Annotated in this window: 11 protein-coding genes; 4 read left to right on the top strand and 7 right to left on the bottom strand. The window is 38.1% G+C overall.

Annotated elements, in window-relative coordinates; genetic code table 11:
• Positions 1–11 precede the first annotated feature (11 nt).
• The 3 genes from JKA74_RS03560 to JKA74_RS03550 all read left to right on the top strand — a co-directional run bounded on the left by JKA74_RS03560 (position 12) and on the right by JKA74_RS03550 (position 4337).
• Complete coding sequence (locus JKA74_RS03560) at positions 12–1454, top strand: SusD/RagB family nutrient-binding outer membrane lipoprotein (RefSeq protein WP_201429778.1); 1443 nt, start codon at positions 12–14, stop codon at positions 1452–1454.
• Positions 1455–1465: 11 nt separating this feature from the next.
• Complete coding sequence (locus tag JKA74_RS03555; RefSeq protein ID WP_201429777.1) at positions 1466–1837, top strand: hypothetical protein; 372 nt, start codon at positions 1466–1468, stop codon at positions 1835–1837.
• Between the two features lie 484 nt (positions 1838–2321).
• Positions 2322–4337, top strand: a complete 2016-nt coding sequence (locus JKA74_RS03550) for a sensor histidine kinase (RefSeq protein WP_201429776.1) — start codon at positions 2322–2324, stop codon at positions 4335–4337.
• Between the two features lie 27 nt (positions 4338–4364).
• On the opposite strand, the gene JKA74_RS03545 is transcribed toward JKA74_RS03550, so the two are convergent.
• The 7 genes from JKA74_RS03545 to JKA74_RS03515 form a co-directional block, all read right to left on the bottom strand.
• Positions 4365–5135, bottom strand: coding sequence for a PepSY domain-containing protein (locus JKA74_RS03545; protein ID WP_201429775.1), 771 nt, complete (start codon positions 5133–5135; stop codon positions 4365–4367).
• Between the two features lie 209 nt (positions 5136–5344).
• A complete protein-coding gene (locus JKA74_RS03540) occupies positions 5345–6001 on the bottom strand; it encodes a DUF3347 domain-containing protein (RefSeq protein ID WP_201429774.1) in 657 nt (218 codons plus the stop codon).
• Positions 6002–6245: 244 nt separating this feature from the next.
• The gene (locus JKA74_RS03535; RefSeq protein ID WP_201429773.1) at positions 6246–8027 is read right to left on the bottom strand and encodes an efflux RND transporter periplasmic adaptor subunit; all 1782 of its coding nucleotides are present in this window, start codon (positions 8025–8027) and stop codon (positions 6246–6248) included.
• Positions 8028–8136: 109 nt separating this feature from the next.
• Positions 8137–9612: a TolC family protein gene (locus tag JKA74_RS03530; protein ID WP_201429772.1), complete on the bottom strand. Its 1476-nt coding sequence runs from the start codon at positions 9610–9612 to the stop codon at positions 8137–8139.
• Complete coding sequence (locus tag JKA74_RS03525) at positions 9609–9962, bottom strand: four helix bundle protein (protein WP_201429771.1); 354 nt, start codon at positions 9960–9962, stop codon at positions 9609–9611. Before JKA74_RS03525 ends, JKA74_RS03530 begins: the two co-directional genes overlap by 4 nt.
• Positions 9963–10112: 150 nt before the next feature.
• Positions 10113–13934: an efflux RND transporter permease subunit gene (locus tag JKA74_RS03520; protein ID WP_201429770.1), complete on the bottom strand. Its 3822-nt coding sequence runs from the start codon at positions 13932–13934 to the stop codon at positions 10113–10115.
• Between the two features lie 102 nt (positions 13935–14036).
• On the bottom strand, positions 14037–14456 hold the full coding sequence (locus JKA74_RS03515) for an HYC_CC_PP family protein (protein ID WP_407659037.1): 420 nt from the start codon (positions 14454–14456) through the stop codon (positions 14037–14039).
• A gap of 153 nt (positions 14457–14609) precedes the next feature.
• On the opposite strand from JKA74_RS03515, the gene JKA74_RS03510 reads away from it, so the two are divergent.
• Positions 14610–15581: a type I phosphomannose isomerase catalytic subunit gene (locus tag JKA74_RS03510; protein WP_201429768.1), complete on the top strand. Its 972-nt coding sequence runs from the start codon at positions 14610–14612 to the stop codon at positions 15579–15581.
• The last annotated feature ends 199 nt before the right edge of the window (positions 15582–15780 follow it).

Raw genomic sequence — 15780 nt, 5'->3', positions numbered from 1 at the left:
TGCATTCCCTCATGAAAAATATAATTTTCACTTTATTAAGCTTATGTCTGATTACATTTGCTTGCACAGATAACTTTGAAGAAATCAATGAAAATCCGAATGCTCCGGAAGAAATCGGACCTCAATTTTTATTATCCAATGTTATTTCAGTATCAGCAGACAAAAACACTTACGACCAGGGTTTTAGGCTGTCCAATTATCTTACACAATTTTCTGCCAGCGTAGAATTTGAGCGTATTGACCGTTATGAAATGGGCACCAACAGCGAATATTGGAATGTCATCTTCGGTTTACTAACTGATATAGCATCAATTAAAGAAAATGAAGCCACTAATGAAGCTTATATTGCAGTAGCAGATATTATGCAATCATATTTATTTTCCCAACTAACTGATATGTGGGGAGATGTTCCTTATACAGAAGCCTTAAAGGCCAAAGAAGGATTGTACAGCCCTAAGTATGACATTCAGGAAAGCATTTATACTGATCCTGAAACAGGGATTCTGGCAGTATTGAAAAGATCAGCTGCCACGCTTTCAACTACTAATGATTTCATACAGGGAGATATGATGTTTGGCAATGATCTGGAGAAATGGGAACGATTTGCCAACTCTTTGCAGGTACGCTATATTTTAAGAATCAGCAAAAGAATAACTGATTTTAGTGAATTACAAGCTTTGGCCAATTCCGGAAAGCTGATGCAATCCAATGCCGACAATGCAGTGGTTCCCTATTTAAGCTCCGCTCCTAACCAATGGCCTATGTCACAATCGGCTCTTGGGCTTTATCAGGAACATAGAATGACTCGAACTGTTGATTCTATACTTAGTGCCTGGGATGATCCCAGAGTGCATGTTTTATATAAACCCACTCAAAAAAGTGTTACTGATGGTAATCCGGAATTCAAAGGTTTACAAAATGGACTCAACAGGGAAACCATTAGTGAAAGAAATATTAATTTAAACGATATTTCCCTTTTTGGGGAGATATTCAGGGACATTCCTGATGGTATAGATGCGCAATTTATGCAATACGCTGAACTGCAATTTGCATTGGCAGAAGCCGTGGAGCGTGATTTCATTACAGGTGATGCACAAGCTTATTATGAGAATGGCATTGCTGCTAGTTTTGATTATTATCAAACTGAATTGCCAGCTGATTACTTTGGCAGAGAGGGTGTACTTTTAGACAATACTGATAATCTTACTAAAATACTCACCCAAAAATGGGTGGTATTGAATACCAATGGTCATGAAGCCTGGTTCAACATTCGCAGAACAGGAATACCGGCCATAAAACCCGGACCTGACAATTTTAATAATGATCAATATCCGGTCAGGTATTTATATCCTGAATCAGAACAGGCTACCAATAATGCTAATTTCCAGGAGGCCTCAGAAAGAATGGGGGGCAATACCATTAACAGCAAAGGCTGGTGGGAAAAAGAGAATTAAATAATATGATTATGACAAAAGACCAACAACTCATTTTTGTATACAATGCCAACTCCGGTAAATGGAATGGCTATATGGATATTATGCACAAAATATTATCACCACAAACCTATGCCTGCAATTTATGCGCCATTACTTATGATACGTTTTCCATCAATAAAGACTGGGCAGCTTTTAAGGAAAAAACACCGGTAAAAATGAGCTTTCTTCATAAAGATGAATGGGAAGAACAATACAACAGAAAGGATGGACTTCCTGCTATTTTTCTGGAAGAGAAAGGATCAATTTCAGTTTGGATAGATCCGGAAACCATGAACCGGTTAAGTTTGAATCAATTAAAAGAGTTGATTTCAGAGAAATTCGGAATTGAAATGAGTGAGTAAAGAAATGAATACATTTAACAGGAATCTGCCTTTTCTCAAGAATTATCTGTTAAACTGTTTAATTTAAAAGAAGATATTACAAGCTTATGATTTTCAAAATTAGATAATTTCTAATGAAGTCAAAAATTACATTTTTAGAGTAAAAATATAATTTATTGTATTGAAAATATTCTCTTTTTAGGGCGTGATTTTATAAATTGTAACACAACTTACCCAAGTTAATTGGTAGAGTACGCTAATTTTTCCTTTCAATATCCATTTTCAGATTAAATCATTTCAGTATATCCCTGCTGCTTTTTAAGGGCTAAAAGCAATCTTTTAGCAGATACAGGCAAAAACATACACTTCAGCTTTTACTCGAAATTTGCAAACTATCACTCACCTTAAATCCCTATTTTTATAAAAACAAGGTAGAAGACAATGACCACAACCCGAAATAATATTCAGGTTTAGTGAAGCCTAACTAAAATAAAATATTTTGACAATGAAGCTGTTTCTAAAATTCTTATTCCTTTGGGGGTTGATGACCACCAATGTAATGGCACAGGAGAATGTGCTGGACCTCAGGGGGAAGGATTTAGATACGGAGATTCACACCCTTCAACATCAGTGGCAAATGGTATTTGGTGAATTTCTCTCTTCAGAAGAAATGCAATCAAAAAAAGTCAAATTTTACATTAATACATTAAATACCTGGACAGGAAAGGAGTATGATGGCAAAAAACTGCCGGCCACAGGCTATGCCACTTTTTACTTAAGAGTTTTGGTGAATGAGAACCAGAAAAACCTAGCCATTAACGCTCTTGTTACGAGTACTAATTATCGACTATATATTAATAATCAGTTTTTAGGGGAAATTGGTAAAGTTGGAAAGAATAAAGAGGAAGCTAAACCTCTTTACACAAATAAAATTTACAAAATACCTCCCCATGAAGGTGTATTGGACATAGTTTACCATGTGTCAAATTTTCACTACCGAAGAGGAGGACTAGTACGGGCACCACTATTGGGAAAACATGATGTCCTTACTGAAAGCAGGGCAAAGAAGATCGCTATTTCATTCTTTCTGATAGGCTCTATTTTTTTTATGGGGCTCTTCCACCTCGGTTCCAATTTGTTTAGACACAAAACAAAATTAGCATTCTATTTTTCATTGGTTTGTTTTCTGACAGTCCTTAGGACTTTAAGTGTAAATGAATACATACTTACAGAATACCTGAATTTTCCCTGGTGGTTAAGCACACGGATTGAGTTTATCAGTTTCTTCCTGATTCTGGCCTTTACCATTAAGTTTATTTACCATATGTTTCCTGCATTTATTCCAGTATTCTTTATTAGAGCCCCTTATTATATAGCCATTGGCGCTAGTATTCTGACAGTATTTCTACCATTATTCTATAGTTCCTACTTCATTCCTTTCATGCAACTGACTACTATTTTAACAGGTTTAGGCCTGCTATATTTTATTGCAAAGGAAAGTATTAAAGGTGACAAGGAAGTAATTGTGGCTTTAGTAGGCTTTATCATGTTATTTGGAGTCACTGTTATAGAAATAATGCTGCACCATTACAGGATAGTGGCTGATTTGGTTTTTTCTTCAGGCATATTCCTCTATTTATTTTCGCATGTAGTTATTATGGCCAACAGATTGAATAGCACACATGAAAATGTTGAGAAGTTAGGTCAAGCACTTAAAGTGGCCAATACTGAACTGGAAGGAAAAGTAAAAGAGCGAACGAAGCAACTGGACAAGCAGAATAAGGCCTTGACCCAAAGTATTCATCAGCTTAAACGTATAAATGAAGAAAAGAACGGATTGATACATGTGGTAGCCCATGATCTTAAATCGCCACTAAACACTAATCTTGGATTAATCCAGTTAATAAAAATGGAAGGTGGACTGACTCCTGATCAATTGGTGTTTCTGAAAAACCTTGAAAAATCAAATAAACAAGGGGTAAATCTAATTGATGATTTACTTATTCTTTATAATATGGAGTCTCAAAAAGAAGCCAATGTTTCCCCCATTGAACTTCCTGAGTATTTATCGGAGATGGCAGATAAGCACAGGGGTACCGCCTCTTTAAAAAGAATTGAAATTAAAACTGAACTGACAACCTTCTCCGATCCGTTTTTCACAGATGAAAGCTTGCTTAACAGAATTCTTGATAATCTGATATCTAATGCTATTAAATTTTCCAGAAGTGGAACTTCCGTTTACCTAAAGGCAAGACTAGAGGATGAATTCCTCTCTTTCGAGGTTCAGGATGAAGGAATAGGTATAATGGAAAAAGAACATAACAAGGTGTTCAAGAAATTTCAGAAAATGAACAACAAGCCCACAGGCAATGAAAGTAGTTCCGGATTGGGACTTTCTATTGTAAAAGAATTAGTTGAAATTCTGAATGGCGATATTGGGTTTAAAAGTGAGTCTGGAAAAGGTAGTACTTTTTGGGTAAAACTACCCAATCTGAAAAAAAATGAATTTGCAGAGATTTAAAGTATGTCAACTTTTAATGTAAAAAAGTTAGTTTACTTGTCTTTTTGAAGTTGTTTTCTTAAAGGTTTTAGAAGTCGCCACATACAAAGTAAAGCCTGATACCACAGTGATCAGTCCGAATACTGAGAAAATCCTGAGCAACCAGTTGTTAAAATTGTCCCTGCCAGCATAATCCATTGTGTGAAACATCCAGAGGAAATCAAAAATTCTCCATTTACTGTGTCGGATGGTCTGAAATGTACCTGATTCAGGACTTACATACACAGCACAAGCCGGTTCTTCAAAAGTAACTGCCCATACAGGCAATCTTCTTCCTCTGAATTCGTGATGGCTCCCTGCTTCTTCCAGATATTCTACTTCTTTTAATTTTGCAGGATGTATTACTTGTTCTTTAGCTATTAAAGTAGCTTCTTCCTTAGTAATGGGTGGTCGTAGTTCTCCAGTTTGTGCATTGGCCAATGCATATTCAGTTGTTACACTTTGTTTTTTCTCACTGCTGTTAGAGAAGTATTTAATTTGGTAATAAGGTATATCCAATATCCTTATAAGTTGAAATGAGCTAATAGAGTCGACAATATGATTTTCTTTTAGTGAGGCCAGTACTTTATCAGGCGAAACTGTGGCAATGTCAGCTGAAAGATATTGAGGCGACTGAAGAAAATGGTCACCGTGAATCTCATCCAGATTAGTCCAACTAAAATATAAACCACTAATGGTCCATGCAATAAATTGAATCCCAATAAAAAGGCCCAGATAGCGGTGACTTTTACGGATATAGTATTTTTTATTTTTCCTCATCTGACTAAATACTGACTAAACTCCTTTACTTTTTCTTATCTGTTGGAATAAATTCTATCAGCATTTAATAGTATTTTATTTATAAAGAAGCGCCAATAAAAATTATCCTTCAAATATAAATAGTATAATCAAAGGATAAAATATTTTACAATAAATCATTCCAAGAACACTTCAACTGTGATTAGCCCAGATGATCAAATTATCATGTTCTATTCCAGGGTTTCTTTCACGCTTCCACATTTTAACATTTTATCACCGAAGTAAGGATTTCTAATTTCTTCTTCGGCACTTAACCAGTAGGCTCCTTCATTATCAAAAGCCATAGGGCAGTATTGTCGATAGAGTATTTTTTGGTTTGCTTTGGTTGAATTAACCAGTGTATAAACATTTTCCGAAAGTGTATTGAAGCGAGTCCTTTGGTGATCAAGGTTATCAATTAGTGCAATTTGCTCGGCCTCAAAAAGTATATTCTTTGCCAATTGATTATTATGTCCCTCTAAGCTTTTCTTTATTTTAGCAGCTACTTCACTCGCTTTTTGGTTATCACTTTTGACAAGTGCATCTTTTAATTCCAGGTAGTAAGTAATTACCTGTTGAACTTTCTCTTTTTTAATTCCTTCCGCTTGAGTGGTATCAGTGCTGAAAGATTCGTCTCCGGTTCCAGTTGTTTTAGGATTATTGGATCGGTCTGCTCCCAATACTTTGGGATTGTCTTCATTTTTTATAGGGGCCCTACGATCATCAACTATTGAATCTGAATTCATCGCATTATTTTCACTTTGTTCGTTATTACTTTGACAGCTTTGGCAAGCTGGGCCCACAACCAATAAAAGTGCTGTGCTAAAATGAATAAATTGAGTTTTCATGAGTATTTATTTATTTTTAGTGGTCACCCCGATGCAGTCGGGGCAGGCTATGGAATGTCTATACTCTACCATCTACTTCCAAATTCTAGGCTTTACTAATATTCATCCTCGGTTGGTATAGCTAGTTTTATGGACATTTCATAATTAGTTTTTTAGTTATCTTATTTAAATCAACGCGTTTTGGAAAGCAAAAGATTAAGTATGAAGCTGAGAAACATTTTCTCCATACTAATCAATCAGATAATCAATGTTGATGACCAGTGGGCTGCTGCTTTACTTCATCCTCCTTCTCAAATACCCTCTGCCCTTTGCGGTAGGTTTGAGTAACTTCCCCACAAGTCAACATGACATCTCCAAAATAAGGATTGAGAATTTCCTCCTGCTCACTTAACCAATAAGCTCCTTCATTATCAAAAGCCATAGGGCAATGTTGTTTGTAAACTTTATCTTTTTGGAGTCCAAATAATTCTGTCATTTCAAGAACCTGATCTGAAAGCATCACAAAATGTTGGCGTTGTTCTTCAATACCTTTAGCAGCCTCCATCATTTCAATGGCACTTAACATGTCCCTTTTCAACTGCATCCAATGATCATGTGTATTTTTTTCAAGTGATTCCATTTCTACCTGGTTAACTGCCTCTCTTATATCAGAAAATTGCATTCTTGCAGCCTCAGCATCATTCTCCACCAGTTTATTCTTTAACTCAAAATACTCCTCGGCTATTTCAGTTATTTGTTCTCTGAATTTCTCAGGCACTTCCATGGTTTTGGCTTTCGGGCGTGTCATCATACTATAATTCCCAGCAAGCTGAGCAGCTGCGTCTACTGAAAATGCTCCATTAGTCACTATTTCCTCCCCTGCTTCCAGTCCTGATTCTACCAGCCACATATCTCCCATTCGTGTTCCAATAGTGATTTCCCGCATTTCATAAGCAGGAAACTCAGTATCAGGCACTTTCACATATACGATTGATCTTTTTCCCGTCCAAAGCAAAGCCGTTCGTGGAATGGCTAATGATTGTTTAGCTTTTTGGGAAGAAGATTGAATTCTTGCCTTCACAAACATGCCGGGTTTCAACTCCATATCAGGGTTGGCTACTTCTGCCCGTACTGAAGCGGATCGCGTATTTTGATCAATAATAGGATCTATAAAATCAACTGTAGCCTCATAAGTTTTACCGGCTATTCCGGCTACTGTGAAAGAGACTTTATCTCCTCTGTTAATTAATGACAAATCTGATTCATAGGCATCCAGCATAATCCAGACACGGCTTAAATCTACTACCTCAAATAATATTGAACCCGTATTTACGTAATCACCTACTGATATATTACGTTGCATTACCACGCCTCCTTTATCAGCAATTACATTAAATTCTGATTTTACCTTTCCAGATTCCTCTATTTGCTTTATTTGTGCTTCACTCAATTTCCATAATCTCAATTTCTCACGAGCTGCTTCATACAATTCCGGAAAGCTCTCTTTTGTACTGGCAGCTTCCAGGAGCTCCCTTTGTGCTGTCAAAAGTTCCGGTGAATAAATGGTAGCCAATCTTTCTCCCCTACGAACTACTTGTCCGGTAAAATTCACAAACAATTGCTCTATTCTACCTGGGTACTGAGCTGTAATAGTAGCGATATTCCGCTCGTCTGCCTGTATTTTTCCGCTCAATAAAACCTCTCCATCAGGACTGACCCCTGTTACTATTGAGGTGCTAATATTCGCCATTGCTACTGCTTCCGGAGTCATTTCATACACTACAGGATCCTGAGAAGCGCTGGAACTTTTTGAAGTGGCAGGTATTAAATCCATTCCGCAAATAGGGCAATCGCCCGGCTCAGGAAGCCTTATCTGCGGATGCATAGAACAAGTCCATATTTCCTCAGCTGCATGGTCCGCCAGTTCATGTTCCGATTGTTCTGTCACCTGTGGCTTATCAGGAGAACTGATCAAATAGCCAATGGCAATACCCGCAATCAAAATAATGACTGCTATAAAGTATTTGTTATTAAAAATATTTTTCATCTTTTCTATTATTAAAATCCTGATCTATATATCATCATTAAATCAAATCAGAAGTATAATTTTGCACTTCAGCACCTTAACACCTCTGCAATTTTACACCTCTTACTTATCACATCAAAGCTTCTATTTGCGCAATACTCATATGCTGATTCACAATAGCCTCTACTAATTTCAACTGATAATCAAGCAATTGTTGTTGTACTTTCAATACTTCCTCAAACCCTTGCCCACTGCCGGAATAGCTGGTCATCAGAAGTTGCACAGTCTGCTCAGCGAGCTTTGCCTGATCTTTGTATAACTGAATTTTTCGACTGGCATCTTCCAAATCCCTAACAGCTCTGCTCCATTCAACTTCCAGTTGGTTTACCATATCTTCTTTTCTCTGACTAACTGCCAACTGATTATACTCTGCCTCTTTATGCCGGGCATTATATTTTTTCCTCCAGATAGGAATAGTGACTGATACCATCGGCATAATCATATCTTTTCCACCCATGTCCATTCCATTTTCCTGCCTAGCACTAAAGGGCATATAGTTGACTCCAATGCCAAGCATAGGGCGGCCATTCAGTCGGGCCATTTCTTTTTGTACTTCGTATGCTTCAGCTTCAGCATCCAACATTTTCAGCATAGGATTATTTATTCTGATACTATCTAAAAGTGCTATTTTGTCCAGTGGAATAGTTGCTTCTCTCAATGTATCAGTTAAAATGACTGCTTCTTCCATCTCTCTATTAAGCAGCTTATTAAATTCTGTCAATAATAGGGCTTTCTGATCTTGTAAAGTGAGAAGATTACTTTCCAGTTCTTTCAGCTGTATGCGAATCCTTAACACATCACTCATAGTAGATTTGCCCGAAGCCATTGACCCACCATCAGAAACAACACTCCCAGCCGGCTTTACTGAAGGCCTTGCATTGTTTCCTCCCGAACTCATACCACCCATGGATGAACCTGATGAAGTTCCAGTCGGAGAATCCATACTTCCTGAAGAAGGCATATTAGAGGAACTACCTCCGGTACCTGAGCTCTTAAACCTACTCAGTGCTATCCGTTCATAAGTTTGGAGTATTTTTAAATTTTCTTCAGTGATCCTGATTTCTTCCTCCAGTTGGTACATTTCATAATAAATACTTTTAACCTGATAATAAAGATTGTTTTTGGCGTTCTCAAATACTTCATATCTCGCTGAAGCCATTTTACCCACCTCATCTTTTTGAGTTCGAAGCATGCCAAACCATGGAAACATCTGCATGAGTCGGATATCAGCTAGTTGATTGCCCATAAACCGCTCCATTGGCTGAAGGAAAAACCCTACTGTCAGCTCCGGATCAGGCAAAGCTCCCACCTGAGGAATCTGCTCCATTGTGGCCAAATAATCATTAAAGTAAGCCTTGAGCTCCGGATTTTTTTCTCCTGCTTCCACTAAATATCTCTCCAGATTTTGAGCCTGCGATAGATTAGTCTGCAACAGCTGTAGAATTATAAATATAGAAGTCAGAAGTCGGAAGCTAGAAGTATATTTGGTGGTTCCGAAAGACAAAAATTCTGTACTTATTTTTATCACTTTGAATAAAGTTTTCATTTGATTTTTTGTTTGAATGCTGTCATCATATTCATCAGGTTGAAAGCATATTCATAATGAACATTAAATACTTCTTCAGTTATATAGTTTCGCCTTTTAGCTTTATGCAAACAAGTCACTACTTCAGCCAATGATCGGATGGAATATCCCATGAACCTCCTAAATTCAGGATTTGACTGTCCTATGGCTCCTTCTGATATATTTAAAGCAATAGAATCTGAGGCTCGTAGTATTTGCGAGCTCAGATTAAAAATCTCCTTTTTGGGAAAATTGTCAGATAATAAATTCATCTCTTCAGCAAAATCCATGGCCTTCTGCCAAATAATTAGGTTTTCAAATTTGAATTTCATTGTTATATCTTTTAAATGTTAAAACTCTCTATTATTAACTCTTCTAACTCTCAACTTCGGTCTTCCGTCTACGAAGCTTCCATCTTCTGACTTCTTACTCCTGACTTCTATCTTCCGACTACAAACTTCGGACTTCCGGCTTCAATCTTCTTACTCCAAACTGTCTTCTTTCTTCCCCACTCTCCTCTCGGCCCACCAGCTATAAAGCACAGGAACCAGGAAAAGCGTAATCAACTGGATGGTCATTCCACCAAAAGCAGGTATTGCCATCGGTATCATAATATCAGACCCTCTGCCTGAAGAAGTGAGAATCGGCAACAAAGCCAATAAAGTAGTTGCTGTAGTCATTAAACAAGGGAGTACCCTCTTTTTACCAGCCTCCAGCACGGCCATCCTTACTTCCTTTACATTTTCAGGTGTATTCCGCTCAAAGCTTTGTTTTAGGTAAGTGGCAATCACTACGCCATCATCAGTAGCTATACCGAACAAAGCAATAAAACCAACCCATACTGCTACACTAAGGTTATAGGTTCCCATTTGGAATAATTCCCGCATATTGGTGCCGAAAACTGAAAAATTAAAGAACCAATCCTGATCATAGAACCAGAGCATCATAAATCCTCCGGCAAATGCCATTGCTATTCCTGAGAAAACAAATAAGGTGGTGGAAACCGCTCGGAACTGAAAATAGAGGATCAGGAAAATCACGATAAGACATAAAGGCACTACTATGGCCAAACGCTTTTCGGCACGAATCTGATTTTCATAGCTACCGGAAAACTCATATCTCACACCTGAAGGAACCACCAATTCCCCGGAATCGATCTTTTCTTTTAAATATCGTTGAACATCCTCTACAACAGTTACTTCCGCAAAACCCGGCATTTTATCCAAAAGGACATAGCCCACTAAAAAAGTATTCTCTCCTCTGATCATTTCTGGTCCGGGACGATATTCAATTTTTGCCAGCTGGCCCAACGGAATATAATTACCCAGAGGGGTGGGTACTTCCATTCTTTCTATACTCGAGGGATCATCTCTCCACTCCCGTGCATATCTAACCCGAATAGGAAAACGCTCCCTTCCTTCCACAGTAGTGCCTAATTGCATGCCGCCAATAGCTGTTTCAATATAATCCTGGACATCTCCCACATTTAACCCATAGCGAGCAATGGCTTTGCGGTCAATATCAATTTCCAGATAAGGTTTTCCTACTATTCTATCAGCAAAAACAGCTTGCTTTTTAACAGAAGGTACTTCTTTCATATACTGCTCCAATTTTAGACCAAAATCTTCAATGGTCTTTAAATCAGGGCCATAAACCTTCACTCCCATAGGAGCACGCATGCCTGTCTGCAACATTACCAGCCTGGTTTCTATTGGCTGAAGCTTAGGTGAAGATGTTAAGCCGGGAATGTTGGCCACCTTTACTATCTCATCCCAGATATCATCAGGGGTTTTGATATGTGATCGCCACTGCCTGAAATATTCTCCTCCCGAATCAGGTATCAGTAAATCTGTATCAATTTTTTCAGGAGACATAGTTGCGGGATCATACACCTTACCATCCTTCAACTCAAACTGCCCATCCTCATTCACTTTAAACTGAAGCTTAGTACCGTTTATGTCAGTCACATATTCAGATTTATAGCTGATGGTATTTTCGAACATGGACATAGGTGCCGGATCAATGGCTGTTTCCGCCCTGCCAGCTTTTCCTACTACAATGTCTACCTCCGGTATTGCAGTAACCAGCATATCCAATTTCTGTAAATAATCCTTATTGGCTTCAACACCTGAATGCGGCATGGAAGTAGGCATAAGCAGAAATGAACCTTCATCCAGAGAAGGCATAAATTCTTCTCCCAAACCAGGAAAAGTGTGTACCATACCCGACCAGCCCGAGCTTGTACGGATATCCCAGCCTAATTTATCCGTCACTTTAGGAACAAAACCAAAAACCTTATCGAAACCTAACCATACATTGGCTCCAATCAGTATGATTACAACGGGGGTTATCAAAAATACGGCTTTATGATCCAGGCACCACAACAGGATTTTAGAATAGTATCGAAGGAATAGGGCGAAACTGCCCAATACAATTCCTAAAATAACTGCTATGAAAATAAAATTGACAAATAAACTATTGGATACACCTAATGGAACCCACTCCACTGTCAGCAACCAGGCAACAAAGGCCACTGTTAATGAAACTTTCATCAGGTTTTTATGTGGACTGAATTTCTCCGGGAAATGAGCAATTAATAAGTTAATGATGGCAAAGCCAAAAAGCAGCCATCCTGCCCAATGCCAAACAGTAAATGCAATGACAGGGCCGGCAACTAACATAAGATAATTCCAGTAAACACCAGACTTAGCTTTCTTTTTCTTGTTTCCTGAAAAGACAATATGTGCAAAAGCAGGCATGATGATCAAAGTGAAAATAAGGGCTGCTATTAAAGCAAAGGATTTGGTGTAAGCCAATGGCCCAAAAAGCTTTCCTTCTGCCGCCTGTAAGGTAAATACCGGTAAAAAGCTCACAATAGTGGTACTTACCGCTGTTAAAATAGCAGTTGCTACTTCGGTAGTGGCATTATAAATAGTTGTAAGGGAAGTTTGACCTTCAGGAGCCTCATCAAAATGCCTCAAAATATTTTCATTGAGTATAATGCCCAAATCCACCATGGTTCCTATAGCTATGGCAATACCCGAAAGTGCCACAATATTGGCATCTACCCCAAAGTATTTCATGAAAATAAAACACATGAGCACAGCCAAAGGCAATAAGGAGGAAATTAAAATGGAGGCTCGTAAATTATAAACCATTACAATAATGACTATAATGGTAATTAGTATTTGTAAACTAATGGCTTCATATAAAGTACCAAGGGTTTCATAGATCAGCCCCGTTCTGTCATAAAAAGGAACAATAGTCACTTTTGAAACTCTGCCATCTTTTAAGGTTTTGGAAGGCAAGCCCACGGCAATCTTCTCAATTTCTTCTTTTACCTGGTTAATTACCTTTAATGGGTTCTCTCCGTATCGCGCAATAACCACTCCCCCAACGGCCTCGGCACCTGATTTATCCAGGATTCCTGCCATATTCCTCACTTGCGGGCCAATGTTAACCATGGCAATATCTTTAATCCGCAATGGCACATTATCCTCTACTTTTACTACCGCCTCTTCTAAATCACTAATATCTTTTACATAGCCTAAGCCTCTTACAAAGTAGTCTACCTTATTCACTTCAATGGTATTGGCCCCTACATCAATATTACTATTTCTGACAGCCTGCATCACCTCCATCAAGGATACATTATTGGCTTTCAGGGCTACAGGATCAATATCTACCTGGTATTCTTTCACATAGCCACCTACGGAAGCTACTTCTGCCACGCCTTCCACACTGGTGAGACCATAGCGAACATAGTAATCCTGTAGGGTACGCAATTCATGCAAATCCCAACCGCCTGCGGGCTTGCCATCTTTATCTCTACCTTCCAGAGTATACCAAAACACTTGACCTAAAGCTGTGGCATCCGGCCCTAATTTAGGCTGTACTCCATCAGGTAACAGCCCTGAAGATAATGAACTCAATTTCTCTAAAACACGAGAACGACTCCAGTAGAATTCGACATCTTCATCAAAAATGATATAAATACTTGAAAAGCCGAAAGCAGAGCTGCTCCTCACGCTCTTTACTCCGGGCATACCTAAAAGTGCCGTAGTGAGTGGATAGGTAATTTGATCCTCTACATCCTGTGGAGAACGACCCATCCATTCGGTAAAGACAATTTGTTGGTTTTCTCCAATATCCGGAATAGCATCTACAGGCACCGGGTCTCGCGGTAGAAAGCTGGTTTCCCAGTTAAAAGGAGCTGTTACTATTCCCCATACTACTATTAGCAGCAATAAAAGAACGGTAACTAGTTTGTTTTCAAGAAAAAACTTAATAATGGAATTGAGCATTTTGCATTCAATTTTCTGAACTATTGATTTGAAAAAAGACAATAATATTGTCTAAGCTGCCCTCTCATGAGGGATAACTTCAGTAGTGAAATTGAATGAAAATTATAGTAAAAAGGACTGAATAAGCACGGGGATATCGCGCTTAATCAGTGGTGGGGTATAATCCTGAAATGGAATGTATTGTGCAGAAGCCTGAAGGAAAAGTTCAGGAACTACAATATAAGCTACAGCTACTAACTGGAATTCACTAACTGAAATAGTAGTTGTTTGTAGTACTTCATCCTGTGCATCTACTTCAATTGATTGGTCTTCACAGCAGGATTTAGAATCCAGTTGATGAGTAGCCTGTTTCTTATGGCAGTCCGGCTTTTGATGCTCCATCCCACAACCTTTAACGGAATCAAATAGGGCAATACTATCCAACTCTCCCATACAGAAATGCATATTCAACGAATAACTCGTTGAGCTGAACATCACCAAAAAGGCGAGTAAAAGAGCCGATATTTTTCTAAAGCTTAACAATTCTGTGAATATACATGCTAAGTTACGGAATTTCTTCAAAAAAAGTTCTCCTTGAATAAAAAATCTCCGTTAAAGAAAAATTGTGTTAAGTGCATTTAGTTTAAATGTAATAACTTAATTTCGCCACGTATATATTACAAGAACCAAGGTACAATGCTTGATTATCCTTTAAAATTCATTCCCATTTTAGTAGAAAAAATTTGGGGTGGAAATAAACTCACTACTATTCTTAATAAACATTCGGATAAAGAATTTATTGGCGAAAGCTGGGAACTGTCAGACTTGCCTGATCATGTTTCAAAAGTGGCTAATGGCAGTTTAGCAGGAAAATCAATCAATGAGCTTTTGTCAACCTACAAAGATCAGCTGCTGGGACAAAAAATTTATGCGGCTTTTGGTGACCACTTCCCGCTTCTGATTAAATTTATTGACGCAAAAAAGCCATTATCAGTACAGTTACATCCCAATGATGATCTGGCTAGAAAAAGACATAACACCTCCGGGAAAACCGAAATGTGGTATATTATGCAAGCAGATGAAGGAGCGAATATCTTTATCGGCTTTAAAGAAACCACTACTAAAGACGAGTATTTAAAACATTTAAAAGCTAATAAAATAACTGATTTGCTTAATACAGAAGAGGTAAGCAAGGGTAATAGTTTTTTTATCAATACTGGCAAAGTGCACGCCATTGGTGCCGGAGTACTATTAGCGGAAATACAACAAACTTCAGATATTACCTATCGCATCTACGACTGGGGGAGAAAGGATAAAGATGGCCATGGACGGGAACTTCATACAGAATTAGCACTGGATGCTATCAATTTTGAGAAAAAAGATGATTTTAAACTTCATTATCAAAAGAAACAAAATGAATCTTCCTCTTTGGCATGTTGTCCCTACTTCACCACTAACTTCTTGCCAGTAAAGGGAAAACTGAATAAGGACTATAACCAGTTAGACTCCTTTATTATTTTCATGTGTGTGAGTGGCTCCTGCAAAATCGGGATAAATGGTAATTTTGAAAATATTCAGAAAGGCGAAACGGTGTTGATTCCTGCCAGGAATAAACAGGTAGTAATTGAGTCTGAGGGCTGTGAATTATTGGAGGTTTATATTGAGTAAGAGTTAAGTATGGGTGCGAAACGCTCCCACCCAATTTCGTTAAGTTAAGCTTTCAACTAAAACCTCAACCTTTTATCCTTCTCCCAAAGCTATTAAGTTAAGCTTTAATTAAAACCCCTTCCTTGCATCCTTCCCCAAAGAGAGAAGGAAGATTGTCTTAACTTAATAGTATTGATCCTTCTCCAAAGAGAGAAGGAAG

This window comes from Marivirga aurantiaca (assembly GCF_016679925.1).
GTDB lineage: Bacteria > Bacteroidota > Bacteroidia > Cytophagales > Cyclobacteriaceae > Marivirga > Marivirga aurantiaca.
Note: the sequence above shows the minus strand (reverse complement) of the source record. Positions and strands in the feature narration are given on the sequence as shown.